Origin of the sequence: Cellulophaga algicola DSM 14237 (genome assembly GCF_000186265.1) — a bacterium.
GTDB classification, from domain to species: domain Bacteria; phylum Bacteroidota; class Bacteroidia; order Flavobacteriales; family Flavobacteriaceae; genus Cellulophaga; species Cellulophaga algicola.
In genome coordinates, this window is sequence record NC_014934.1 from 102,858 (window position 1) to 129,262 (window position 26,405).

At 35.1% G+C, this 26,405-nt stretch carries 15 protein-coding genes; 10 read left to right on the forward strand and 5 right to left on the reverse strand.

All coding sequences use genetic code 11. The features are described 5' to 3' along the window. The first annotated feature begins 92 nt into the window (after window positions 1-92). On the forward strand, window positions 93-3,752 hold the full coding sequence (purL, locus tag CELAL_RS00515) for a phosphoribosylformylglycinamidine synthase (RefSeq protein ID WP_013548955.1): 3,660 nt from the start codon (window positions 93-95) through the stop codon (window positions 3,750-3,752). A gap of 64 nt (window positions 3,753-3,816) precedes the next feature. Here purL and CELAL_RS00520 read toward each other — a convergent pair whose 3' ends face one another. Together CELAL_RS00520 and CELAL_RS00525 are read right to left on the reverse strand one after the other, a co-directional pair. Next, complete coding sequence (locus CELAL_RS00520) at window positions 3,817-4,098, reverse strand: STAS domain-containing protein (RefSeq protein WP_013548956.1); 282 nt, start codon at window positions 4,096-4,098, stop codon at window positions 3,817-3,819. A 110-nt stretch (window positions 4,099-4,208) separates the two neighbouring features. Further along, on the reverse strand, window positions 4,209-6,809 hold the full coding sequence (locus CELAL_RS00525; protein ID WP_013548957.1) for a T9SS type A sorting domain-containing protein: 2,601 nt from the start codon (window positions 6,807-6,809) through the stop codon (window positions 4,209-4,211). A 248-nt stretch (window positions 6,810-7,057) separates the two neighbouring features. Between CELAL_RS00525 and CELAL_RS00530 the strand changes: the two genes are divergently transcribed. From CELAL_RS00530 to CELAL_RS00550, 5 genes are all read left to right on the forward strand, one after another. Then, window positions 7,058-8,827 (forward strand): AMP-dependent synthetase/ligase, encoded by a 1,770-nt coding sequence (locus tag CELAL_RS00530; protein ID WP_013548958.1) that lies wholly within the window; start codon window positions 7,058-7,060, stop codon window positions 8,825-8,827. Window positions 8,828-9,276: 449 nt separating this feature from the next. Continuing rightward, complete coding sequence (locus CELAL_RS00535) at window positions 9,277-9,729, forward strand: MarR family winged helix-turn-helix transcriptional regulator (protein WP_013548959.1); 453 nt, start codon at window positions 9,277-9,279, stop codon at window positions 9,727-9,729. Window positions 9,730-9,743: 14 nt separating this feature from the next. Next, the gene (locus CELAL_RS00540; RefSeq protein WP_041557352.1) at window positions 9,744-12,149 is read left to right on the forward strand and encodes a 3-hydroxyacyl-CoA dehydrogenase/enoyl-CoA hydratase family protein; all 2,406 of its coding nucleotides are present in this window, start codon (window positions 9,744-9,746) and stop codon (window positions 12,147-12,149) included. 131 nt (window positions 12,150-12,280) lie between these two features. After that, window positions 12,281-13,471, forward strand: coding sequence for an acetyl-CoA C-acyltransferase (locus CELAL_RS00545; RefSeq protein ID WP_013548961.1), 1,191 nt, complete (start codon window positions 12,281-12,283; stop codon window positions 13,469-13,471). A gap of 123 nt (window positions 13,472-13,594) precedes the next feature. Continuing rightward, complete coding sequence (locus tag CELAL_RS00550; RefSeq protein ID WP_013548962.1) at window positions 13,595-15,394, forward strand: acyl-CoA dehydrogenase family protein; 1,800 nt, start codon at window positions 13,595-13,597, stop codon at window positions 15,392-15,394. A 225-nt stretch (window positions 15,395-15,619) separates the two neighbouring features. Here CELAL_RS00550 and CELAL_RS00555 read toward each other — a convergent pair whose 3' ends face one another. Continuing rightward, entirely contained in the window at window positions 15,620-17,425 is a 1,806-nt protein-coding gene (locus CELAL_RS00555; protein ID WP_013548963.1) for a glycoside hydrolase family 15 protein, read from the reverse strand. A gap of 104 nt (window positions 17,426-17,529) precedes the next feature. Here CELAL_RS00555 and CELAL_RS00560 point away from each other — a divergent pair, with 104 nt between their 5' ends. Genes CELAL_RS00560 through CELAL_RS00570 form a run of 3 tightly spaced genes read left to right on the forward strand, consistent with a single transcriptional unit; the run spans window position 17,530 to window position 22,309 of the window. After that, window positions 17,530-19,737 carry a bifunctional alpha,alpha-trehalose-phosphate synthase (UDP-forming)/trehalose-phosphatase gene (locus CELAL_RS00560; RefSeq protein ID WP_013548964.1) on the forward strand — a complete coding sequence of 736 codons (2,208 nt, stop codon included), beginning with the start codon at window positions 17,530-17,532 and terminating at the stop codon, window positions 19,735-19,737. A 42-nt stretch (window positions 19,738-19,779) separates the two neighbouring features. After that, window positions 19,780-20,946 (forward strand): MFS transporter, encoded by a 1,167-nt coding sequence (locus CELAL_RS00565; RefSeq protein WP_013548965.1) that lies wholly within the window; start codon window positions 19,780-19,782, stop codon window positions 20,944-20,946. A gap of 25 nt (window positions 20,947-20,971) precedes the next feature. Continuing rightward, window positions 20,972-22,309, forward strand: coding sequence for a M28 family peptidase (locus CELAL_RS00570; protein WP_041557866.1), 1,338 nt, complete (start codon window positions 20,972-20,974; stop codon window positions 22,307-22,309). A gap of 72 nt (window positions 22,310-22,381) precedes the next feature. Here CELAL_RS00570 and CELAL_RS00575 read toward each other — a convergent pair whose 3' ends face one another. Further along, complete coding sequence (locus tag CELAL_RS00575; protein WP_013548967.1) at window positions 22,382-23,323, reverse strand: 3-keto-disaccharide hydrolase; 942 nt, start codon at window positions 23,321-23,323, stop codon at window positions 22,382-22,384. A 147-nt stretch (window positions 23,324-23,470) separates the two neighbouring features. Here CELAL_RS00575 and CELAL_RS00580 point away from each other — a divergent pair, with 147 nt between their 5' ends. Then, window positions 23,471-25,117: a M1 family metallopeptidase gene (locus CELAL_RS00580; RefSeq protein WP_013548968.1), complete on the forward strand. Its 1,647-nt coding sequence runs from the start codon at window positions 23,471-23,473 to the stop codon at window positions 25,115-25,117. Window positions 25,118-25,556: 439 nt separating this feature from the next. Here CELAL_RS00580 and CELAL_RS00585 read toward each other — a convergent pair whose 3' ends face one another. Then, window positions 25,557-26,120, reverse strand: coding sequence for a DUF6642 family protein (locus tag CELAL_RS00585; protein ID WP_013548969.1), 564 nt, complete (start codon window positions 26,118-26,120; stop codon window positions 25,557-25,559). Between the last annotated feature and the right edge of the window lie 285 nt (window positions 26,121-26,405).

A 26,405-nucleotide genomic window follows, 5' to 3' on the forward strand; every position in this document is an offset into this window, starting at 1 on the left:
AATTCATCTGAAAACTGTTAACTATTCCTGAAAATAAATTAACGAAAAAAATGTAAATTTGTGCTTTCTTAAACGAACAATTTAGACCGCACATGATTCACTTTTTCGGGGATGTCACCAGTAATGTTTTTGCAGTACAAACCAAAAACGAACTATCAGAAGAAAATATTTCAAAATTATCGTGGTTGTTTGGCAACCAACCTAAAATAAATACGGCGTCTCTTGACGCCTTTTTTGTTGGCCCACGAGCAGCGATGATCACACCTTGGAGCACTAATGCTACAGAGATTACCCAGAACATGGGAGTCGAAGGTATCCTTAGAATCGAAGAGTTCTCCGCTTCAAATGAAGTAGACACTTCCTTTGATCCAATGCTCTTGCAAAAATACAAGGGTTTAAACCAAGCTATTTTCACCATTGCTGTTTTACCTGAGGCCGTTCTTGAAATTGAAGATATCGCTGCATATAACCAAAAAGAAGGCTTAGCGTTAAGCGATGAAGAGGTAGGGTATTTAAATGCACTTTCTAAAAAACTAGGCCGTAAATTAACAGATTCTGAAGTATTTGGGTTTAGCCAAGTGAACTCGGAACACTGTCGACATAAAATTTTCAATGGTACTTTTGTGATTGATGGTAAAGAAATGCCATCTTCCCTTTTTAAATTAATTAAAAAGACATCACTAGAAACTCCAGGTACTATTGTCTCTGCTTATAAAGACAACGTTGCTTTTGTAAAGGGGCCTAAAGTGGTCCAATTTGCACCTAAAAGCTCCGATAAACCAGATTTCTACGAAGAAAAAGACTTTGATTCTGTAATATCACTAAAAGCAGAAACACATAACTTTCCAACAACAGTGGAGCCATTTAACGGTGCTGCAACTGGTGCTGGTGGAGAGATCAGAGATCGATTAGCTGGAGGAAAAGGGTCTTTACCTTTAGCAGGAACTGCAGTATATATGACTGCCTATTCTCGTTTAGAAGAAAACAGAACATGGGAAAAAGGAATGCCAGAGCGTGAATGGTTGTACCAAACACCAAAGGATATTTTAATTAAAGCTTCTAATGGAGCTTCAGATTTTGGAAACAAATTTGGACAACCATTAATTACTGGTTCTGTTTTAACCTTTGAACATACCGAAAATGACCGCCGATTAGCCTATGACAAAGTCATTATGCAAGCGGGTGGTATTGGTTACGGTAAAGCAGACCAAGCACTAAAAGACAAACCAGAAACCGGAGATAAAATTGTAATCCTAGGTGGTGACAATTACAGAATTGGTATGGGTGGAGCTGCGGTTTCTAGTGCAGATACTGGAGCATTTAGCTCTTCTATAGAATTAAATGCTATACAACGCTCTAATCCTGAAATGCAAAAACGTGCTGCCAATGCTATTCGTGGTATGGTAGAAAGTGATGTAAATACTATTGTCTCTATTCATGATCATGGTGCTGGTGGACATTTAAATTGTTTATCAGAATTGGTAGAAGAAACTGGCGGTAAAATAGATTTAGATAAATTGCCGGTTGGCGATCCTACTTTATCAGCAAAAGAAATAATCGGTAATGAATCTCAAGAACGTATGGGATTGGTTATTGGCAAAAAAGATATTGACCTACTAACACGTATTGCAGCGCGGGAACGTTCTCCTATGTATGAAGTAGGAGAGGTTACAGGAGATGATCGCTTTACTTTTGAATCTAAAACAACAGGAGAGAAACCTATGGATTTAGCTTTAGAAGATATGTTCGGTAGTTCTCCTAAAACCGTAATGACCGATAAAACGGTTACAAGAAATTACGAAAATGCGCAGTATTCATTAGAGTTTTTCCACGATTATTTAGACAATGTATTACAACTAGAAGCTGTGGGCTCTAAAGATTGGCTTACGAATAAAGTAGACCGTTGTGTAGGAGGTAAAGTAGCAAAACAGCAATGTGCAGGTCCATTGCAATTACCACTAAACAATTGCGGGGTAATGGCGTTAGACTTTAAAGGTAAGGAAGGTGTTGCTACCTCTATTGGCCACTCACCTATTTCAGGATTAATTGATCCTGCGGCAGGAAGTAAAAATAGTATTACAGAAGCACTTACCAATCTTATATGGGCTCCGTTAAAAGACGGCTTAGCATCTGTTTCGCTATCTGCTAACTGGATGTGGCCTTGTAAAAATGAAGGTGAAGATGCTCGCTTATACGAAGCAGTACAAGCCATCTCTGATTTCTCTATTGCATTAGGAGTTAATGTACCGACTGGAAAAGATTCTCTTTCCATGAAGCAAAAATATAAAGATGGCGATGTCATATCTCCAGGTACCGTTATTATCTCTGCTGCCGGAAATTGTAATGATATCACGAAAGTAGTAGAACCTGTATTACAAAAAGATGCTGGCGCTATTTACTACATTAACCTATCAAAAGATACTTATAAATTAGGCGGTTCTTCTTTCTCTCAAGTATTGAACAAAATAGGTAATGAAGCACCAACGGTTACTGATGCTGCATATGTTAAAACCGTTTTTAACACCATCCAATCTTTAATCAAAGAAGATTTAATTACCGCAGGCCATGATGTTGCTTCTGGTGGTTTAATTACAACACTTTTAGAGCTATGTTTTGCTGATGTTGATTTGGGTGCTCATCTAGACTTGTCTAGCTTAGGAGAAGAAGACACTATAAAATTACTCTTCTCCGAAAATGCAGGTATTGTTTTCCAAGCTAAAAACGAAGCTATTGAAACTACATTGACCACTGCAGGTATCGACTTTAAAAAGATAGGAACGGTAACTCAAGAAAGTACCTTAACTATTAAAAATGGAAGTATGGAAATGGGGTTAAACATTGTTTCTCTGAGAGATACTTGGTTTAAAACATCCTATTTATTAGATCATAAACAAACGGCGAATGGCTTAGCTAAAGACCGATTTGATAATTACAAGCATCAAGCTTTGGAGTATGTCTTCCCAATTGGTTTTGAAGGTAAAATACCTAAAATTGATGGAAAAAGACCAAAAGCAGCTATTTTAAGAGAAAAAGGAAGTAATTCTGAACGAGAAATGGCAAATGCCATGTATTTAGCTGGTTTTGATGTAAAGGATGTACACATGACCGATTTAATTTCGGGACGCGAAAATCTTGAAGATATTCAGTTTATTGGAGCTGTTGGTGGTTTCTCTAATTCAGATGTTTTAGGAAGTGCTAAAGGTTGGGCCGGAGCTTTTAAATACAATGAAAAAGCAAATACCGCTTTAAAGAACTTCTTTGCTAGACCTGATACATTATCTGTTGGGATCTGTAATGGATGTCAGTTGTTTATGGAGTTGGATTTAATTAACCCTGAACATCATACCCATGGTAGAATGAAGCATAACGATTCCCATAAACATGAAAGTAACTTTACTTCTGTAGAAATTCAGAAAAACAACTCAGTAATGCTTTCTTCATTAGAAGGTTTAAAATTAGGTGTTTGGATATCTCACGGGGAAGGTAAATTTAATTTACCGCTGTCTGAGTCAGATTATTCTATAGTCGCAAAATATGGTTATGAAGGATATCCTGCAAACCCTAATGGCAGCGATTTTAACACCGCTATGCTTTGCGATAAAACAGGTAGACATTTGGTAACTATGCCACATATTGAGCGCTCTACCTTTCCTTGGAACTGGGCACATTATCCTTCATACAGAAAAGATGAAGTTAGCCCATGGCTACAAGCTTTTGTAAACGCAAAAGAGTGGATTGAAAAGCAGAAATAATATATTTCTATACCCAAATAACACTAAAAAAGACCACTTCAAAACAAGTGGTCTTTTTTTAATTTTAGGTAATTTCACACCCTCTAAAATCGTCATAGATATCCTTACACCCGTTTCCTATAATAGAAAACGATTTATTTTCTAAAAAAGCTTTTTTGTACAACGCTCTTAAAGCTTTCATTCCAGCAGCATCTACTTCCGTAATCTCATCAATATCTAATGTTAATTTATTTAAAGAATCAAGATTAGATTCAAAATTCGATTGGAACTGAGGAGCTGTAGTTGCATTGATTTTACCTGCTACTTTAAATGTTCCGTTTTTAATACTTAAAATTTTTAGCACCATAATTAATGTATTTATATGAGGTTGGGTTCTAATTTTAATCTGTAGTAATAAAAAAGACCACTTAGAACTAAATGGCCTTTCTATTCATAGCAATTAGTGTTCAATCAATATCATTTAACAACAATCTTTCCGCTCCATATCTGATCTCTACTTGCTAATTTGTAAAAATAAATTCCAGGACTCAAGTCTTTACGAGGTATTGTAATTTCGTTCTGCCCTACCGCATGAGTTCCTTCTTGCGAATGATTACTTAATAAAATTCCGTTTAGAGAAAATAACTCTAAGGTATATGTGTCATCTGTTCTTGAGGTATAATACAGGGTAGTTGAAGCTTTAACTGGGTTAGGGTATATCAAAGCCTTTGTACTCGTTTCTTCTTCAACGATGATTTCTTCTTCTATTTCTGATCTATTATTAAAATCTATTTCTGAAATAGTCATTTCTTTTTCTTGAACACTTCCATCCGTTGAGTGCATATTAAAGAGCACCACTTTTAAGTTTGCAAAATCTGCTACACTATTCGTTTCATCTTTAAAATCTGAAGCTAAAATCTCAAACATTTTATCTTCTTCTGTTAAAACGAGTTCTGTAGTGTAAAAAGAGCCATCACCTTTTAAAAGTTTAACTTCTAAGGCTCCTGTTCCAGAGGCATTAAAAGATAATTTCTCATAGGCAGATAAATCTACAGCTTGAAAACGTGGTGTCAATGCACGATAAACACCTAAGTAATTGGCTGTTGTTCCTTTAGCATGAACATTACGTTCTATTCTATAACCACTATAGGCATAACTAGCTTTGTTTTGTAACACTTCATAGATATCTACTGTTGTATTATCAGAAGATTCATCTAAGCCCCAAGGAGCATCAGCAACAAAGAGATCATCAGGGGTATCTCCTTGTGCGTTTTGTATTCTAAAGCCAAAATCAAACAAAGCTCCCGTTTCTACTGTAATAGATTCTACTCGTGTAGCAATACTTGTTGCTAAGTTTAAGTTATCTGTACCACTGGTTTCTGTCTTCTTCATTCCACCATCCATAGTAATAGACGTACTCTTATTATTGTTGGTAAGCTGTAAGTTTATAGTACCATTAGCATAACTAGCGCTTCTTACAAATACTGGAGGTGGTGTAGACCCTCTATAATCGACAATTGCACTATTAGCCTCTAAAAGGTTTAGTATTTCATCTCCTAATTTTAGTAAATCATCAACCGAATTAGACCATATTTGAAAATTATAATAGGCCGTATTCTTCTCATAAGCATCAATATTCCAATGAGATTCTACTACAAATTCATCATTCTCGTTAACTCTTGCCGAAAATGTCAAGGCAAATTCAATACTGCCATCGGCTTGTTTGATAATTGATTTAATAAAATCTTTCTCTCGTAATTGAATTGTAGAAACAGACAATAATTGAGCACCAAGGAAACGATCACATATAAACTTACTGTGTTCATATACATTATCATCGGTTTTTATCACCATCAAAGCACTAACTGTTTCACTCTCTTTTAAATAATCAACAGAGAAAATATCAGAGGCATTGGTAAGCGCTAATAAATCTGCTGGTGAAGATTCTATCGTAGAAGTCTCCCCTACAATACCTAATGGCACCAACGTATTTAACGGAATATCTTTACTGGTAAAGGCATCTTTTCGTTTGTAATTAAATCCTTTTTTAATGGTTTTAGCTGATGATTTATCGAATTTATAATTTGTATTTGCTCTGTTGAAGTTTCGCTGATTAATTAAAGTAGATAATCTATCATTACTTTCTAAACCTCCATCATTACCTCCTGAAGTGGTTGTTATGGTTGGACAAGAACTTATTCCTGAACAAGAAGGATCATCACAATCTACCAATCCATCACCATCATCATCTACCCCATTGATACAATCTTCTTGCGGTAAAGGCGCTGTAGGACAACGTGCGCCATCATTACTTGCACTCGCCGGACCAAAAGCGAATATATTGGAAACCATAGCACCATTAGAAATAGTCTGTACATTATTTATTTTATACACAGATCCTGTTTGATTGGCAGAAACGTAGAAATTACCATCTACATCAAAATACACCGCTCCATAGGTATAATTGAACCCCGAAAGAATAGGCACAACACCCAACTCTTCAACGTCTCCTGTTCCTACAGAAATTCTATACAACGTATTGGACCCTTTTTCAACCGCATATAATTTGTTATCCACCGCATTGAAGGCCCAATCATGTATACTAATATTCTTAGTTAAGGTAAAAGAACCAAGATATTCTAAGTAAGTATCAGAAGTTGGATTTAAATCTATTCCATAAAAAGTACTACCTCCTGCTTTGAAATAATAAATCCCATCAATACTAATATCTCCTACAAATTTATTTTTAGTATCAGGTAATTCTGGAATCTCAAAAATTTCTGGTTTAAAATCTTTACCTATACGAACAATTGATTTAGCAGGAGACGATAAATAACCCCATATGTAACCATCTGCAGAATTATACGCCGCTGCATTGATACTTCCAGGAGTTACATTTTCCGCTACTATGTAAGATCCGCCAGAAGCTAAATCAACAGCATAAATATCATTGTACTGAAATAAATAAGCATTAAAATCACATTGAAATGGTTCTGATTGTGCTTTTAGACCACTAAATGAGAGAACAAAAAACATAACAAACAATGCATAATAGTGGTTGAAGTAACGTTTTTTCATCAATTTGGGTTTTTAGTAAGTAATAAAACAAATATACAAAATATTAGACAGAATTTTCCTACATATGGTTTGATGACAACTATAACTCGTTAAATAGCAGATTATTGTAGATAATAAGAATTGTTTTTTTGATAATATTTTAAAAACCCATTTAATGGATTTATTGATAGAAACGTTAATATTTATATATTTCTCATTTTTCAAGTCAGTTTTTTTCTTAATTTGCAATACAAATTCAGACTAAACCTATGCAAAACATAACCCGACTCTTTGATTTTCCTTATTATCAGCTAGAAAAGTACAACCTTGAAAAATCTCTAGTGACTAAAACAGATGGGAAATGGGTTGCAACATCAACAAAAGAGTATTTAGAAAAAGCAAATACTATAAGTAGAGCTTTATTGCGATTAGGAGTTAAACCTAATGAAAAAATTGCCCTTATCTCTTCTGAGAATAGAACAGAGTGGAATATTATGGATATTGGTATCCTCCAATTAGGTGCGCAAAACGTTCCTATTTATCCAACAATATCTGAAGATGATTATGCGTATGTTTTAAATCATTCTGAAGCAACCTATTGTTTTGTTTCTTGTGCAGACGTATATGAAAAAATTAAAAAAATAAGGCATGAAGTCCCTAATTTAAAAGAAGTGTATTCTTTTAATCAATTAGAAGATTGTAAAAACTGGTCCGAAGTTTTAGAATTAGGAAAAGATACCACCAATCAAAATGAAGTAGATGCTTTAAAAGAAGCTGTTAAATCTACCGATTTAGCTACTTTAATCTATACTTCAGGAACAACAGGAAAACCTAAAGGTGTTATGCTTTCTCATGAAAACATAGTGAGTAACGCATTAGGTAGTTTTAAAAGAATACCTATAGAATTAGGTAAATCTAGAGCTTTAAGTTTTTTACCACTATGCCACGTTTACGAGCGCATGTTAATCTATTTATATCAATATTGTGGGTCTACAATTTACTATGCCCCTATAGATCAGATAAGCGAATATGCTCAGGAAACCAAGCCACATGTAATGACAGCGGTTCCTCGATTATTAGAAAAAGTGTATGATAAGATTATCGCAAAAGGCACATCTTTAACAGGTATTAAAAAGAAATTATTCTTTTGGTCAGTAGATATTGGCCTACACTATGAGCCTTACGGTAAAAATGGTTGGTGGTACGAACAGAAGTTAGCCCTCGCTAGAAAATTAATCTTTAGCAAATGGAAAGCTGCTTTAGGAGGTGAATTATCGGTAATGGCTTCTGGGAGTGCAGCACTGCAACCGCGTTTAGCTCGTATCTTTAATGCTGCAGAATTTGGCGTTATGGAAGGCTACGGTTTAACAGAAACATCTCCTGTAGTTTCTGTTAACGACATGAGAAATGGTGGATTTAGAATTGGAACAGTAGGTAAACCAATTGACAGAACAGAAGTTAAAATTGAAAGTGATGGTGAAATATGTATTAAAGGCCCACAAGTAATGCTAGGGTACTTTAAAGATGACGCTAAAACTAAAGAAGTTATCATCAATGGTTATTTTCACACTGGAGATATTGGAGAAATTGATGCCGATGGTTTCTTAAAAATTACCGATCGTAAAAAAGAAATGTTTAAAACATCTGGTGGTAAATATGTAGCTCCGCAGTTATTAGAAAACAGATTTAAGCAATCTAGATTTATAGATCAAATTATGGTTATTGGAGAAGGTGAAAAAATGCCTGCTGCATTTATTCAACCTGATTTCGAGTTTATTAAAAATTGGGCTAAAATTCACAACGTAACTATTACCAGTAATGAAGACCTTGTAAAGAATGAAAAGGTGATTGCTAGAATTCAAGAAGAAGTAGATGATGCCAATACAAACTTCGCAAAATGGGAAACGGTGAAACAATTCCGATTAACACCAGATGCATGGAGTGTTGAAAACGGACACCTGACCCCTACCCTAAAATTACGTCGTAAAATTGTCAAAGAGAAATACGTAGAATTATACAATGACATTTACGGACATTAATCATTTTTGTAGGTTCTAAAATACATAAGTTCAAGTAACAATGCCAATACGATACGCAGTAGAAATGCAGATTGTATTGGCATTATTATTTTTATACTTCAGCCTAAAATAAAGCTACGTTGCTTCACTTACGAGAACCCATACTCAGACCTAGATACTATGCATTTTCTCTCCCCTGCATTCCCTCATAAATTAATTTTTCTGTAGAAATATAGGATAAACGAACCAAATGAAGTCTAAACTTACCACGCTATTGCTACGAGTAGAAAATTTCTTACAAAAATTAACTTACTTTTATAATTAATTAGGCTACAGTACGTTAAAACCTTAGCGTATTGTATTATTTTAGAATATTGATTTAAAAAATAACCATCAGCATCAAAAAAATTACATAAATTTATTATGCATGCATAATAAATTTTACTATATTTGAGTTCTATAAATAATGTATGAAGGAGCTTACAATAGATTATGCTTTAAGAGCTACATGGCAAGCTGTTGCCAGAATGTATAACGAAGAAGCTAAAAATTTTGAAACTACCATGGCGGTAGGTTTCACTTTATTGAGCATTGATCCTAAAACAGGTACCCCTTCTACTGCATTAGGTCCTAAAATGGGAATGGAAGCAACCAGTCTGTCTCGCATACTAAAAAGTATGGAAGAAAAAGGATTGATTATTAGAAAACCCAATCCAAATGATGGAAGAGGTGTTTTAATTCACCTAACGCCATTTGGCTTAGAAAAAAGAGTAGATTCAAAAAATGTTGTCCTTCGCTTTAACGAAGTGGTTAAGGATAGCGTTCAAGAAGATCAATTAAATGGTTTTTTCAAAGTTATGGATACCATTAATAAACTGGTTATAGATAAGAAAATTTACACTAAAGATTCAAAAACAATTTAATCGTAATGAATTCGATGAATAAACACATTAAAAAAGTAGCCGTTGTTGGTTCTGGAATTATGGGAAGTGGCATAGCATGTCATTTCGCAAATATCGGAGTTGAAGTATTATTACTAGATATTGTACCTAGAGAACTTAATGAAAAAGAAAAAGCCAAAGGCTTTACGCTTGAAGATAAGGTGGTCCGCAATAGATTGGTAAATGATTCATTAATCGCAGCATTAAAATCTAAGCCATCTCCTATTTACAATCAGAAATTTGCTGATCGTATTACAACAGGAAATCTTGAAGATGATATAGCAAAGGTTTCTCAGGTAGATTGGATTATTGAAGTTGTAGTTGAAAGACTTGACATTAAAAAGATGGTCTTTGAAAATTTAGAAAAGCACAGAAAACCCGGTACACTTATTACCTCTAACACATCAGGTATTCCAATTCACTTTATGAGTGAAGGGCGTAGTGAAGATTTCCAGAAACATTTCTGTGGAACGCACTTCTTTAACCCTGCACGTTACTTAAAACTTTTTGAAATAATCCCTGGACCTAAAACTTCACCAGAAGTATTAGATTTCTTAAATGGTTATGGTGAGCAATTCTTAGGAAAAACTTCTGTAATTGCTAAAGATACTCCTGCTTTTATTGGAAACAGAATAGGTATTTTTAGTATCCAAAGTCTCTTCCATATGGTAAAAGATTTAGGAATGACGGTTGAAGAAGTAGATAAATTAACAGGACCCGTTATTGGTCGTCCAAAATCAGCAACATTTAGAACTGTTGATGTGGTAGGATTAGATACTTTGGTTCATGTTGCTAACGGAATTGCAGAAAATTGCAAGGACGATGAGAAATTAGACTTATTTAAATTGCCTACGTTCATCAATACCATGATGGAAAACAAATGGTTGGGTAGTAAAACAGGTCAAGGTTTTTACAAAAAATCTAAAGATGCTAAAGGCAAAACAGAAATCTTAACGCTTGATTTAGACACGATGGACTATCGTGCAAGTAAAAAAGCAAGTTTCGCTACTTTAGAATTAACGAAGACTATTGATAAAGTAGCTGATCGTTTTAAAGTATTAGTAGCAGGAAAAGATAAAGCTGGTGAATTTTACAGAAAGAGTTTTGCTGCATTATTTGCTTATGTATCGCATAGAATTCCAGAAATAACGGATGAGCTTTATAAGATTGATGATGCAATGAAAGCTGGATTTGGTTGGGAACATGGACCTTTCCAAATTTGGGATGCTATTGGTATAGAAAAAGGTATTGAAATTATGAAGGCAGAAGGAGAAACTCCTGCTGCTTGGGTAAATGATATGCTTGCTAGTGGAACAAAATCATTCTACGCAGTAAAAGACGGCGCTACTTATTTTTATGATATTCCTAAAAAAGCTATAGAAAAAGTTCCAGGTCAAGATTCATTTATCATTTTAGATAATATTAGAAAGTCTAAAGAAGTTTTCAAAAACAGTGGTGTTGTTGTAGAAGATTTAGGTGATGGAATCCTTAATGTAGAATTCCAATCTAAAATGAATACCATTGGTGGTGATGTTCTTGCGGGTTTAAATAAAGCTATAGATATTGCTGAGAAAGATTTCCAAGGATTAGTTGTTGGAAACCAGGCACCAAACTTCTCTGTAGGTGCTAACATCGGGATGATTTTCATGATGGCCGTAGAACAAGAGTATGATGAATTGAACATGGCGATTAAAATGTTCCAAGATACGATGATGCGTATGCGTTATTCTGCAATACCAACCGTAGCTGCTCCTCACGGAATGGCACTAGGTGGTGGTTGTGAGCTTTCATTACACGCAGACATGGTCGTAGCTGCAGCAGAAACTTATATTGGTTTAGTAGAATTTGGTGTTGGTGTCATCCCTGGTGGTGGTGGTTCTAAAGAATTTGCTGTAAGAGCACAAGACCAATTCCATAAAAACGATGTTGAATTAAATGTACTTCAAGAATATTTCTTAACAATAGGTATGGCTAAGGTCTCTACCTCAGCATATGAAGCCTTCGATTTAGGAATTTTACAAAAAGGTAAAGATATCGTAGTTGTTAATAAAGACCGTCAAATTGCTACGGCAAAGGCACATGCTAAGTTAATGGCTGAAGGTGGGTATACGCAACCGGTAAAACGTAAAGACATTAAAGTTTTAGGAAAACAAGCTTTAGGAATGTTCTTAGTAGGTACAGATTCCATGGAAGACAGTAAATACATTAGTGAGCACGACAAAAAGATTGCTAATAAATTAGCGTACGTTATGGCTGGTGGAGATTTATCGGAACCTACGTTAGTTACAGAGCAATATTTATTAGATCTAGAGCGTGAAGCATTTTTATCTCTTTGTACAGAACGTAAAACATTAGAAAGGATTCAGCATATGTTGAAAACAGGAAAACCTTTAAGAAACTAAGGTTCCTCTGCCTAACGGCATCTCCTATAAGGAGAAAATAAAGGAAACCTTTTAAGTAGTTAAATGAAGTATAACTTTTAAAATATCCCGAACAAACTCCCTCTCCTCTGGAGAGGGTTGGGGAAAGGATTATGAAAACAGCATATATAGTAAAAGCATATAGAACAGCAGTCGGTAAAGCTCCAAAAGGGGTATTCCGATTCAAAAGAACAGATGAATTAGCCGCAGAGACCATTCAGTATATGATGAAAGAGCTGCCGCAATTAGATAAAAAACGAATAGATGATGTTATTGTAGGGAATGCAATGCCAGAAGGTTCTCAAGGACTGAACATGGCGCGTTTAATTTCTTTAATGGGATTAGATATTGTTGATGTTCCTGGGGTTACCGTTAACCGTTTTTGTTCTTCTGGTATTGAAACTATCGGTATTGCAACAGCAAAAATACAAGCCGGAATGGCAGATTGTATTATCGCGGGTGGTGCAGAAAGTATGAGTTCTGTTCCTATGACAGGAAATAAGCCAGAATTAAATTATGACTTAGTAAAATCTGGTCATGAAGATTATTACTGGGGAATGGGTAATACAGCAGAAGCCGTTGCCAATCAATTTAAAGTATCTCGTGAAGATCAGGATGAGTTTGCCTACAACTCACATATGAAAGCTTTGAAAGCACAAGCAGAAGATCGTTTTCAAGATCAAATTGTTCCTATAGATGTAGAACAAATTTATGTAGATGAAAACGGTAAAAAAGCTACAAAAAAATATACGGTTACAAAAGATGAAGGCCCTAGAAAAGGAACTAGCAAAGAAGCCCTAGCAGGTTTAAGAGCTGTTTTTGCTGCTGGTGGTAGTGTTACCGCTGGTAACTCTTCTCAAATGAGTGATGGTGCTGCATTTGTACTTGTTATGAGTGAAGAGATGGTAAAAGAATTAAATATTGAACCAATTGCTCGTATGGTAAACTATGCTGCAGCTGGTGTTGAGCCACGTATCATGGGTATAGGTCCTGTAAAAGCAATTCCGAAAGCCTTAAAGCAAGCTGGATTAAAGCAGGAAGATATTGAGTTAATAGAATTGAACGAAGCATTTGCTTCACAATCTCTTGCTGTTATGCGTGAACTTAAATTAAATCAAGATATCGTAAACGTAAATGGTGGCGCAATTGCATTGGGTCATCCACTAGGGTGTACAGGAGCTAAACTTTCCGTACAACTTTTTGACGAAATGCGTAAGAGAAATATGCAAGGAAAATATGGTATGGTAACCATGTGTGTAGGTACTGGGCAAGGTGCTGCAGGAATCTATGAATTCTTAAAATAACAAATCCCATTTTAAGCTTTCTCCTATGGGAGGACCTTTAAAAAAATAAAAATCTTAACTTAAAATAACACATATCTATTCTCTTTCCTTTGGAAAGGGTTAGAGATAAGAAAATTAACAACAATGGCAGAAAAAGAAATACTACGTGGCGGTCAGTTTTTAGTAAAAGAAACGAACTGTGAAGATATCTTTACGCTCGAAGATTTATCGGAAGAGCAAAAAATGATGCGAGATAGCACCAAAGAATTCGTAGATCGCGAACTTTGGGCACACTGGGAACGCTTTGAGAAAAAAGATTACGCATATACGGAAGAAACTATGCGTAAAGCGGGTGAACTTGGCTTATTAAGCGTAGCGGTTCCAGAATCTTACGGAGGAATGGGTATGGGTTTTGTCTCTACCATGTTAGTATGTGATTATATTTCTGGTGCTACAGGTTCTTTTAGTACTGCTTTTGGTGCGCATACTGGTATTGGTACTATGCCAATTACGTTATATGGTACTGAGGAACAAAAACAAAAATACGTTCCTAAATTAGCCTCTGGTGAGTGGTTTGGTGCTTATTGCCTTACTGAACCGGGTGCAGGTTCTGATGCTAACTCTGGTAAGACCAAAGCGGTTTTATCTGAAGACGGCAAACACTATAGTATTTCTGGTCAAAAAATGTGGATTTCAAATGCAGGTTTCTGTAGTGTATTCATAGTTTTTGCTAGAATTGGTGATGATAAAAATATAACAGGATTTATTGTTGAGAATGATCCTAGTAATGGTATTTCTTTAGGTGATGAAGAAAAAAAATTAGGAATTCATTCTTCTTCTACGCGTCAAGTATTCTTTAATGAAACAAAGGTGCCTGTAGAGAATATGCTTTCTGATAGAGGAAACGGATTTAAAATTGCGATGAATGCGCTTAACGTAGGTAGAATTAAATTAGCTGCGGCTTGTTTAGATGCGCAACGTCGTGTTATTGGTGAGGCTACTAAATACGCTAACGAGCGTATTCAGTTTAAAACACCTATCATAAACTTTGGTGCTATAAAAGCTAAAATAGCGAATATGGTTACTAATGTTTATGCTGATGAATCTGCTGCCTATAGAGCTGCTAAAAATATTGAAGACAGAATTGCAATGCGTGAAGCTGCAGGAAACTCTCATCAAGAAGCAGAACTAAAAGGTGTCGAAGAATATGCTATTGAATGTTCTATTTTAAAAGTAGCAGTTTCTGAAGATTGCCAAAGTACAACAGATGAAGGTATTCAGATTTTTGGAGGTATGGGCTTTAGTGCAGATACACCAATGGAATCTGCTTGGAGAGATTCTCGTATTGCTCGTATTTACGAAGGTACCAATGAAATTAACCGTATGTTAGCAGTAGGTATGCTTGTTAAGAAAGCAATGAAAGGTCATGTAGATCTTTTAGGACCTGCAACTAAAGTTGGTGAAGAATTAATGGGAATACCTTCTTTTGATACACCAGATTTTTCTGAGCTTTTTGCTGAAGAAAAAGATTTGGTTGCTAAATTGAAGAAAGTATTTTTAATGGTAGCTGGTTCTGCCGTTCAAAAATATGGTGCTGAATTAGAGAACCACCAACAATTGATGATGTCTGCTTCTGATATATTAATTGAAGTATATATGGCAGAATCTACGATATTAAGAACTGAGAAAAACGTAAAACGATTTGGAGAAGCGGAACAAGCTACACAAATCGCGATGTCTAAATTATATTTATATACTGCTGTAGACACTGTAATCCAAAGAGGAAAAGAAGCTATTGTTTCTTTTGCTGAAGGTGATGAGCAACGTATGATGTTAATGGGCCTTAAGCGTTTTACAAAATATACTAATAATCCTAACGTAGTAGCTTTACGCACACAAATTGCGGATAAAGTAGCTGCAGACAACGGTTATACCTTTGACTAATTCTGATTATTATTTGTTTTAAACACAGAAGGAAGAACCGCTCTTAATTGAGCGGTTTTTTTATTTTATTAGGTTTAGTGCAGTAGAACATCAGTTAACCATAATTTTATAATACCCAACCGTTACCCGTTATTAAATTGAAAAACTAGGGTATAAAAAAACTAGTTTTATCCGTTGTAATTACAACATCAAAAACTAGTGTATAACTTTGTAAATTCAACTCAATTAATCACGCATAGACTCTAATACGTTCTCTTCAGATGCTTTATTAGAAAAGTTTATTGCACATTCTATCAATGCTAAATGTGAATATGCTTGCGGGAAGTTCCCTAACAAACGTTTTGTTTTAAAATCTACATCTTCACTAAACAAGCCTAAGTGATTACTATAACTCAACAATTGCTCAAAATGTTGTAATGCTTTTTCTTCCTGCCCTATTTTGAATAAGCTATTGATAAACCAAAACGTACAAATTGTAAATGATGATGAAGGTTCTCCAAAATCATCTTCATTTTTATACCGGTACAATAAACCATCATTACATAAATCTTTCTCTACAGCTAAAACTGTACTTACGTATTTTGGATCTTTAGCATCAATAAATCCATAAGACTGCATTAATAATACGGAAGCATCCATATCTGAAGAACCATAGGATTGTGTAAAGGCTTGTTTCTCTTCATTCCAAGCATTCTCCATGATATCTTTTTTAATTTTCTGCTCTAATGGTCTCCATTTATCAATTTTATGTTTCTTGTCTAACAACTCTGCCACTTTTATAGCCCTATCAATGGCGGTCCAGCATAAAACCTTAGAAAATGTAAAATGCCTATCTTCTGAACGGAACTCCCAAATACCTTTATCTGGTTCTTGCCAGTGCTTCTCTACAATCCAAACAATGCCTTTAGTAATACCCCAAAGTTCCTCCCCATTTTGGATGTCTATACTAAATTGAGAAATCATTTCATAAATCACATCCATCAGAATTCCATAAATATCATTCTGAACTTGCTCGTAAGCTGCATTACCAATTCTAACAGGTTTAGATCCTTTATACCCACTTAAGTGCTCTAAGGTTTGCTCTGTTAGCTTTTTCTCGCGGTTAATGCCATACATGATCTGTAACTTTTCATCTTTATCAGGAATCAAATCAATAATAAATTGCAAATACCGCTTAGCTACATTTTTATGCCCTAATTGAGAGACCACTTTAATTACCATAGAAGCATCACGAATCCAACAGAATCTGTAATCCCAATTACGAACCTCTCCTATTGTTTCTGGAAGAGATGTTGTTGCCGCAGCTAATACTGCCCCTGTTTTATCATAACTCAACAATTTTAAAGTTAATGCGCTACGTTTAATCTCTTTATCAAACTTCTTATAGGTTGGCGTTTTTTGTGACCAATCCATCCAATAAATACGGGTACGTTCTAAATTTAAAAATACTCTTTCTGTTGTAGGTGTAAATATTTTCTCATTATACGTTAACAGAAAAAACCCATTTTCTTCTACTATAATTTCTTCTCCATTTAGCACTTTTTCTTTATCAAATGAAGTGTATAAGAAAACGGTATCAAACTTTACATCGTGTGTTAAGCTTGCTATAAAATCTTTTTTTATAAACGATTCAGTTTTTCCTTGTGCGTATTCTAATTTTGGGTTGTAAACCACTTTAAATTTTGGTTTCCCTGCTACCAGTTTTATATATCTGATAACCTCTGGCGGTGCAAAAAATGAATCATCATCCTTATGATACCTAGGCATAAAGTCATGAATTTCAAAACAATTTTCTTCGCCTTCTGTAAATTTCGTAATTAATATTGCCGTTTCGGCATCATAAAACTGATGTATCTTATAAGTGTCTTCTACCTCAATACCAAAACTCCCTCCTATTTCTTCATCGAGAAGTTTTGCAAAAACTGATGGTGAATCAAATTCTGGTAAACAACACCAATCCATTGAACCATTCTTAGAAATTAATGCTGCACTCCTACAATTTCCTATTATTCCGTAGTCTAAATTATCCATATCAATAAATTGCTAACTCAAAAGGCTAATAAAATTGCCATTGCCCTTCTTTTTTACGAAATTTAGAGAAATTAATTCTAAAACACAGCAAATAAAACCGAATTATGGGCAAAACTATCATAATCTCAAATAGACTACCGATACAATTACAAATTCATAATGGAAGCATTACTGCAATACCAAGTGTGGGTGGTTTGGCTACAGGAATGAAATCTGTACACTCTGGTGGAGATAGCCTTTGGATTGGGTGGAGCGGTTTAACCGATGAAGAGATTCCTGAAGAATTGGTAGGCGATATTGATGCAGCCTTAGCCAAACACGGATCTTCAAAAGTAAATTTATCACAACAAGAAGTTGATGGTTTTTATTACGGATTTAGTAATAGAACCGTATGGCCTTTATTCCATTACTTTTTAGAATATGCAGAATTTGAAATAGATAGTTGGGAAACCTATAAAAAAGTGAACCAAAAATTTGCAGATGCTATTGTAGAAAAAGCAGCAGATGATGATACTATTTGGGTACATGATTACCAGTTAATGTTAGTACCACAAATGGTTCGTGAAAAATTACCAAACATCTCTATAGGTTTCTTTTTACATATTCCTTTTCCTTCTTTTGAAATATTTAGAACCCTACCTTGGCGTAAAGAAGTACTTGAAGGTTTGTTAGGTTCTGATTTAATTGGCTTCCATACCTACGACTACGAACGCCATTTTTTAAGCTCTGTTCGCCGTATTCTGGGTCTAGATGTTAGTTTTAACGATGTATACCTTGAAGACCGAATTATAAAAGTAGATTCTTTCCCGATGGGAATAGATTATAAAAAGTTTAGCGAAGCGGCCAAGGTGCATAATCAATTGCCTCCAGAAAAGCAATCGGAATTACAGCAACGCCTAAATAATCATAAACAATCTACTCCAGACGCAAAATTCTTACTTTCTATTGACCGTTTAGATTATACAAAAGGTATCGCAAAACGTTTAAACGCTTTTGAGTACTTTTTAACTAAATACCCTCAATACAAAGAAAAGGTGCGTTTAATTATACTTGCGGTGCCTTCACGGAGTAATGTGCCACAATACCAGTTGTTAAAAAGAGAAGTAGATGAACTTGTCGGTAGAATTAATGGAGAATTTTCTACCGTAAGCTGGACCCCTATTTGGTATTTCTACCGATCCATGCCTTTTGAAAATTTAATCGATTTATATACTTCTTGTGATATAGCTTGGTTGACTCCCATCCGTGATGGAATGAACTTAGTCGCTAAAGAATATGTAGCCACAAGAACCGACAAAACAGGGGTATTAATTTTGAGTGAAATGGCAGGAGCTGCGAATGAGATGAATGAATCTCTCTTAATTAATCCTAATAATTTTGAGCAGATTGCAGATACTATTCATCAAGCAATAGAGATGCCTATAGAAGAGCAACAAGAACGGAATGATATTTTACAAAAAAGATTAGAACGCTATAATGTAGAGCGATGGGCGAAAGATTTCATGAGTTCATTAAAAGAACAAAAAGACAATAGCAGTAGCTATGTTTCTAGAAAGCTTTCTTCAAAATTATTGGATAGAATCACAAACGATTATAAAAAAGCCAAAAGAAGGTTGCTATTTATAGATTATGATGGTACCCTAGCTGGCTTTCATAATAATCCGCAAAAAGCGAGCCCAGACGAAGAATTATATGAACTATTAGATGCTATTTCTTCTCAAGAAAATACAGATATGTATTTAATTAGTGGTCGCGATAAAGAAACCTTTACCAAATGGTTTCTACCTAAAAAATACAACATGATTGTAGAACATGGGGTATGGCTTTCGGAAGATGGTGCGGACTTTAGCTTACTAGAGAATGTTAAGAAAGATTGGATGGAAAAGATTCAACCTGTACTAGAATCTTTTGTAGATAGAACTCCTGGTAGTTTTATTGAAGAAAAGAATTACTCTTTAGCATGGCATTACCGCAAGACAGATCCTGATTTTGGTCAAAAGAGAGCAACCGAATTAAATACGGTGCTTACAAGCTTAATTGCCAATGATGATTTAAGTGTTTTGAACGGTAATAAAGTAATGGAGATTAAAAGTAGCAATGTCAATAAAGGACGTGCTGCCTTACGTATGTATGGGAAACATGATTATGATTTCGTATTTGCTATTGGCGATGATTGGACTGATGAATTTATGTTTCAAGAATTACCAGAATCTGCCGTAACCGTAAAAGTGGGACTTCAGAAAACAGCTGCTAAATACTATGTAGATGGCACTAAAGATGTCCGTAAATTATTAAAACGTTTTATTGATTAGTTTTTAAAATTTTAAACGACTAAGGTGATAAAATCATGAGTTTTGAAGCATAAACCGCATATTTTACCCATTTTAATACTAGCACAATTTGCCTGCACCTCTTTATGGTTTGCAGGCAATGCTATTATTGATGATATAGCATTAAAAACTGGTTTGGGTCCAGAGATTATTGGGTATGTATTATCTTCCGTGCAATTTGGGTTTATTACAGGTACCTTAGTATTTGCCTTTTTAATGATCGCCGATCGCTTTTCTCCTTCAAAAATATTTTTTATTTGCGCCCTACTGGCTGCCGCATGTAATTTGAGCCTTTTTACAGAGGTACTTTCTAAATGGCAATTGCTATTTGCACGGTTTGGAACAGGCTTCTTTCTCGCGGGTATTTATCCTATCGGAATGAAAATTGCAGCAGATTATTATGAAAACGGACTTGGGAAAGCTTTAGGTTTTTTGGTAGGTGCCTTAGTTTTAGGAACTTCATTCCCCTATTTGTTAAGCGGATTAGAACTTAATAGTAATTCTGATACCGTCTTAATTATCACTTCCGCTATAGCCATAATTGGTGGCGTGTTAGTCGTTTTATTTGTTCCTAATGGTCCTTTTAGAAAAAAAAGCACCAACATAAAAATAAAAGCAGGAATAGCACTTTTTAAAATTCCGAAATTTAGACAAGCAGCAATTGGTTATTTTGGTCATATGTGGGAGTTGTATGCTTTTTGGGCTTTTACACCTTTAGCCCTGCATACCTATGCATCTGTGACTAATGCTACATTTTCGATTCCGTTACTAACGTTTGCCATTATTGCTTTAGGCGGCCTCTCTTGTGTATTGGGTGGTTATGTCGCAGATAAAATAGGAAGCCATAAAATAGCTTATTACGCCCTATTGGTTTCTGGCGTATTTTGCATTATCTCTCCCCTTTTATTTAAATTGCCTGCCCTGTTATTTTTAATAGGATGGAGTTTTTGGGGTATGGCAGCTACCGCAGATTCGCCTCAATTTTCTAGTTTAATAGCCAATGCAGCTCCCCCAGAATTAAAAGGAACAGGACTAACACTCGTCAATTGTTTTGGTTTCGCCATTAGCATTATCAGTATTCAACTACTCACCCTATTGGCAGAACAAATAAATCCAACATTAATTTTCTTATTTTTAAGCATTGGACCACTCCTTGGTTTAATTTTTATGACTAAGAAAACAGCTTATTAAAAATGAAATGCTAACACTCAAAAAAATGAAAAAAAAATTACTACTTTGTCTCCTTACCGCTTTTGCATCGCTGCCTATTCTAGCACAGACAGACGCTCGAATATATGAGATTATAGCTGCCGTATCTGAAGATCGCATTAAAAATGATGTGAAAACACTGACCGAATTTGGTACTAGAAATACCTTTAGTGATACGCTCTCTAAAACACGTGGAATAGGAGCTGCCAGACGCTGGATTAAATCTCAATTCAATGAAATTTCAAGCAACTGCTCTGATTGCATTGATGTCTTCTATCAGAAAGATTTTGTAACTAAAGAGATGGGTACCCGTATACCTAAAGATGCTTGGGTGGTAAATGTGGTTGCCATACAAAAAGGAACAAAATATCCAAACCGCTATATTATTATGAGTGGCGATATTGATTCTCGTGCTAGTGATACGATGGATTTTACAACTGATGCTCCAGGCGCTAATGATAATGCTAGTGGAATGGCGGGTACCATTGAAGCGGCTCGCGTGCTTTCTAAATATACTTTTGAAAATAGTATTATGTATGTAGGTTTATCAGGAGAAGAACAAGGACTTTTTGGCGGTGGCGGACTCGCAAAATACGCAGTAGAAAAAGGCTGGGATATCATCGGAATATTCAATAATGATATGATTGGTAATATTACTGGGGTTGATGGCGTTGTGAGCAATCGTGATTTTAGAATTTTCTCTGAACCTGTACCAGCTACGGAAACGGATAAAGAACGACAAATGCGTCGTTTTTATGGCGGAGAAGTAGACGGAATCTCGAGACAACTCGCACGGTATATTCACAAAAATGTAAAAACTTATATGCCAGAAATGAACCCAATGATGATCTACAGATTAGATCGTTTTGGGCGTGGCGGACACCATAGGCCATTTAATGATGCTGGTTTTGCAGGCATCCGTATTATGGAAGCTCATGAAAATTATACCCAGCAACACCAAGATCTACGAACAGAAAACGGTATTAATTACGGTGACGTTCTTGAACATGTAAATTTTGGCTATGCTAAAAAATTAACCGCTGTTAATGCAATAAATCTTGCGGCTTTGGCTTGGGCACCTCCTGCTCCAAAAGAAGTAAAAATTGGTGGCATAGTAGCCCCTGCAGCAAAATTTGAATGGAGTAAGGTTGATGGTGCGGTAGGTTATAAAATATACTGGAGAGCTACTACTTCTCCTACTTGGGATCATAGCCGCTATGTTGGCAATGTAACTGAGTTTCTTCTAGAAGGTATTGTTATTGATAATTTCTTCTTCGGAATATCATCTGTAGGTAAAGATGGTTTTGAAAGTCCGGTAGTATTCCCGAATGCTATTCTACGTTAATTATAAAATATAAAAAAGCAAAAAACCACGCCTAGGCGTGGTTTTTTGCTTTCAATTAAAACTGAAAGTGAGTTACTTTAATTCTGGCGTAACTACAATACTCCTAAATTCTACTGGGCCATGATCTCCCTGAATTAACAAAGGGCCTACTTCTGCTTCTTTACTATCTAAGGCTCCACCAGTAATTCCTGGGATTATTTGATCGGTAATAATGGCTTTCCCATTTGCGATAATACTCACTCGGTTTCCGTTTAGGGTAATATCATAAGACTGCCACTCCCCTGCTGGTTTCGCCATCATCTCATTTGGCGTTAGAAACCCATAAATACCTCCAAATAAAATATTAGAAGGTTCTAAGCCTATATTATCTTCAATTTGCACTTCATGACGCCCACGCAAATAAATACCACTATTGCTTCCTGCTGGATATTTAAACTCTACGTGTAACTTAAAATTTAAGAACTTTTCATCAGACACTAAATTAGAGCCAGATTTTGGACTCGTTAAAATTCCGTCTTTCACAATCCATTGATTATCCCCCATAGCGCTCCATCCGTTTAGACTAGTCCCATTGAAAAGTGCTTTTGGTGCTCCCCAGACAATAGCTTCATTATATACCGCCACTTTTGCTGGTGTAGCTGTCCATTTGTATTTTTTTCCATCGGAATACACCATAGTTCCAGAAAGTGTAGTACCCGCTAATGAACCTTCAAACTTCATGTCTTTATCGCCTGGTTCCCATTGTCGTGGAATAACAAAACTAAAGACCTCGTTTTTTACTTTTACTTCGGCTATAGGCCTAGAACTGCCAAAAGCATATACAAACCTTCCTACTAAAGTAGCGCTACCAGATTTTGTAATCTCTAACCAAGAAGGTAGTTCTTTGCCTTCTTGTTGGATAACCATATCCCACCGACCAATAAGCGGACTTTTATCTTGTGCATTTATTCTAGTAGCGACTGAAGAAACCAGTAGCACTAAAAGTAAGGATAGTGTTGAAGTGTAAACTTTCATTTAAAGTTGAGTTTGAGTGAAGGGTAAAGATACTTATTCAAATTTAAATTAAAAAAACCCATGTTCTTTTTCAATCATGTAGGGCAATGCCGACAATTTTTAAAAATTAGCTTAACTTTAGCAGCATAATTATAGCAGCGTAGCACCATGAAACATTTTTTAACAGTATTTTTTTTCCTCCTCCTTAGTCTTTCTAGCCATAGTCAAGGTTTGCTACAAGCTAAAGATTACTTTACCGAACAAGACAGCCTACGCGGTAGTATAACGCCTGAGCGTGCTTGGTGGGATTTAAATTTCTATGATTTAAAAATCACCATTAAGCCAGAAGATAAATTTATATCAGGTAGTAATACCATAAAATATACCGTTTTAGAAGCACAACAAATTCTTCAAATAGATTTGCAACCGCCTTTACAAATAGAAAAAGTAACTCAAGATGGAGAAGAATTAGTACTAAGGTCAAATATAAACGCACATTTCATCACCCTAAAAAAAGAACAGAAAAAAGGAGACAAAAACGAGATTACAGTCTACTATTCGGGAACACCTAGAGCTGCTAAAAATGCACCATGGGACGGCGGTTTCTCTTGGAAAAAAGATAGTAATGGAAAAGATTTTGTTGCTACCTCATGTCAAGGATTAGGGGCTAGCGTTTGGTGGCCTAATAAAGACCACATGTATGATGAAGTAGATAGTATGGCCATTAGTGTTACCGTACCTAAAGGATTAATGGATGTTTCTAATGGACGATTAAAATCTGTTGAAGAAAATGAAACCACTACCACTTATAACTGGATTGTTGCAAACCCAATAAATAATTATGGCGTAAATGTTAATGTAGGTGACTATGTACATTTTGGTGAAAAATACCCGGGAGAAAAGGGTACTTTAGATATGGATTACTATGTCTTGAAAGATAATTTAGAAAAGGCAAAAGAGCATTTTAAAGATGCGCCTAAAATGATGAAAGCTTTTGAACATTGGTTTGGCCCCTACCCATTTTATGAAGATAGTTTTAAATTAGTAGAAGTGCCGTATTTAGGTATGGAACACCAAAGCTCTGTAACTTATGGTAACCAATTTATGAAAGGGTATTTAGGACGTGATTTATCTGGCACTGATTGGGGTTTAAAATTTGATTACATTATTATTCACGAAGCAGGGCACGAGTGGTTTGCTAATAATATTACCTATAAAGATATTGCCGATATGTGGATCCATGAAAGCTTTACCACCTACTCCGAAAATTTATTTATAGACTACTATTATGGCAAAGAAGCCGCTGCAGATTATGTTATTGGTACCAGAAAATTAATACAGAATGACCGGCCTATTATTGGTGCTTATCATGTAAACAATGAAGGAAGTAGTGATATGTACTTTAAAGGTGCCAATGTGTTACATACCTTACGACATGTAGTTAATGATGACGAAAAATGGAGAAGTATTTTGAGAGGTTTAAATAAAGATTTCTACCATAAAACAGTGACTACAGCTCAAATAGAAAATTACATCTCTAAAGCCGCTAAAATAGATTTAAGCGCCTTTTTTGAACAATACTTAAGAACTATAAAGGTTCCTGTATTAGAATACCACTATGATGGCAAAAAATTGAAATACAGGTATACGCATATTGTAACTGGTTTTGCAATACCAGTAAGCGTTTCTAGTGCAGGAAAACAGCTTTGGATTACTCCTACTGCAGAATGGAAAACAAGCATATTAAAAGGCGATATCGCTACATTTAAGGTAGATCGTAATTTCTACATAAACCAAAAAGAGGTTGCCAATTAATAATTTCTTAAAGAACGTAAACATAGCATATTATATAAAAAATGTACTGAGCTATGTTCATTTTTTAAATGTTAGCTGCAAACTCAAATTAACTTTGTGACGAAACGGACTCGTACTTCCTAAGTCCGTTTTGTATCCGTAACTGAACTACTGTATTAAAAAAAAATGGATGAAACTATAAGCTCGGGAAAAATATAGAATGAACTTATAAAAGGGAATAAAATACGACACTTTTTATTTGATTTGATCCTATTTAAAGACGAATACAGCCAAATATGTTATTTCATGAAATTATATTGGGTCTTTAGCCTAACCCTTAAAAACCGTCAAAAAACACCGCACCTCTTTACAATAAAAGGTGTAAAGGAAATAAACATACCGTTTGATGTGTGTGTGTGTAAGCTGATATTAAAAGATACTATTACCTTTAAAACGTGTTCTAATAATACAATCTAAAATCAAGTCCCTTACAGAGGTTATAATGTTTTTGAAACATCATCTCTACGACTTCTTTTAGGTCTTCATTTTCTTGGTACATACTAAAAAACACTCTATCTATAGTACCTATACTAGAAATTTCATTGAGATTAGATCGGTAACCAGAAATAGCGCGTGCTCCAGTAACATCTAAAAAATACTGTGATTCCTCATCTGTTAGGTCTAAACTTTTTTTATTGGCAAAATGTATTACTTTCCCATTCATTTTACCTTCAAAGATTTCTGCGATCTCTTCAATGCTATAATAATAGTCATTCAGTAAGATATTGTTTGACTCTCCTGGCATAACGAGGTAAATAATTTCATAATCTTTAAAGTTATGATCTTCATAAAGCAAGTCGTTTAAGCTCTGCTCTAATCCTTCAATACTATCACAAGTTTTATAAATACTTGTTATGTTTTGTTTTAAAGCAATATCCTCCAAGATTTTCACTACTTCAGTAGTGTTGGGTATATCTATATCTGGAACGGCTTCAAGACAGAAAATAAATTTTTCACTCTCCATAAAAATGTACTTTCAATTTAAATATGACCTGCAAAATTCTTCTATTGTACGGTGTTTAACAAATTAATTATTAAAAAAATATTGTACTATTTTAAGTTTTCTATTTACCTCATCGAAAGCACTAGAAAATAGTTTTTTAAATTCATTAGCATTCCTGTCCAGCAGAGGTTGAATCACTTATACTACTAATCACATTTCTTAAACCATAAATACTAAGTAAAAAATTAGGCCTGAGTTTCGTTCCAGCGCATAACTCGTGAAAATGTTACTTAAAAAAACCCGTAG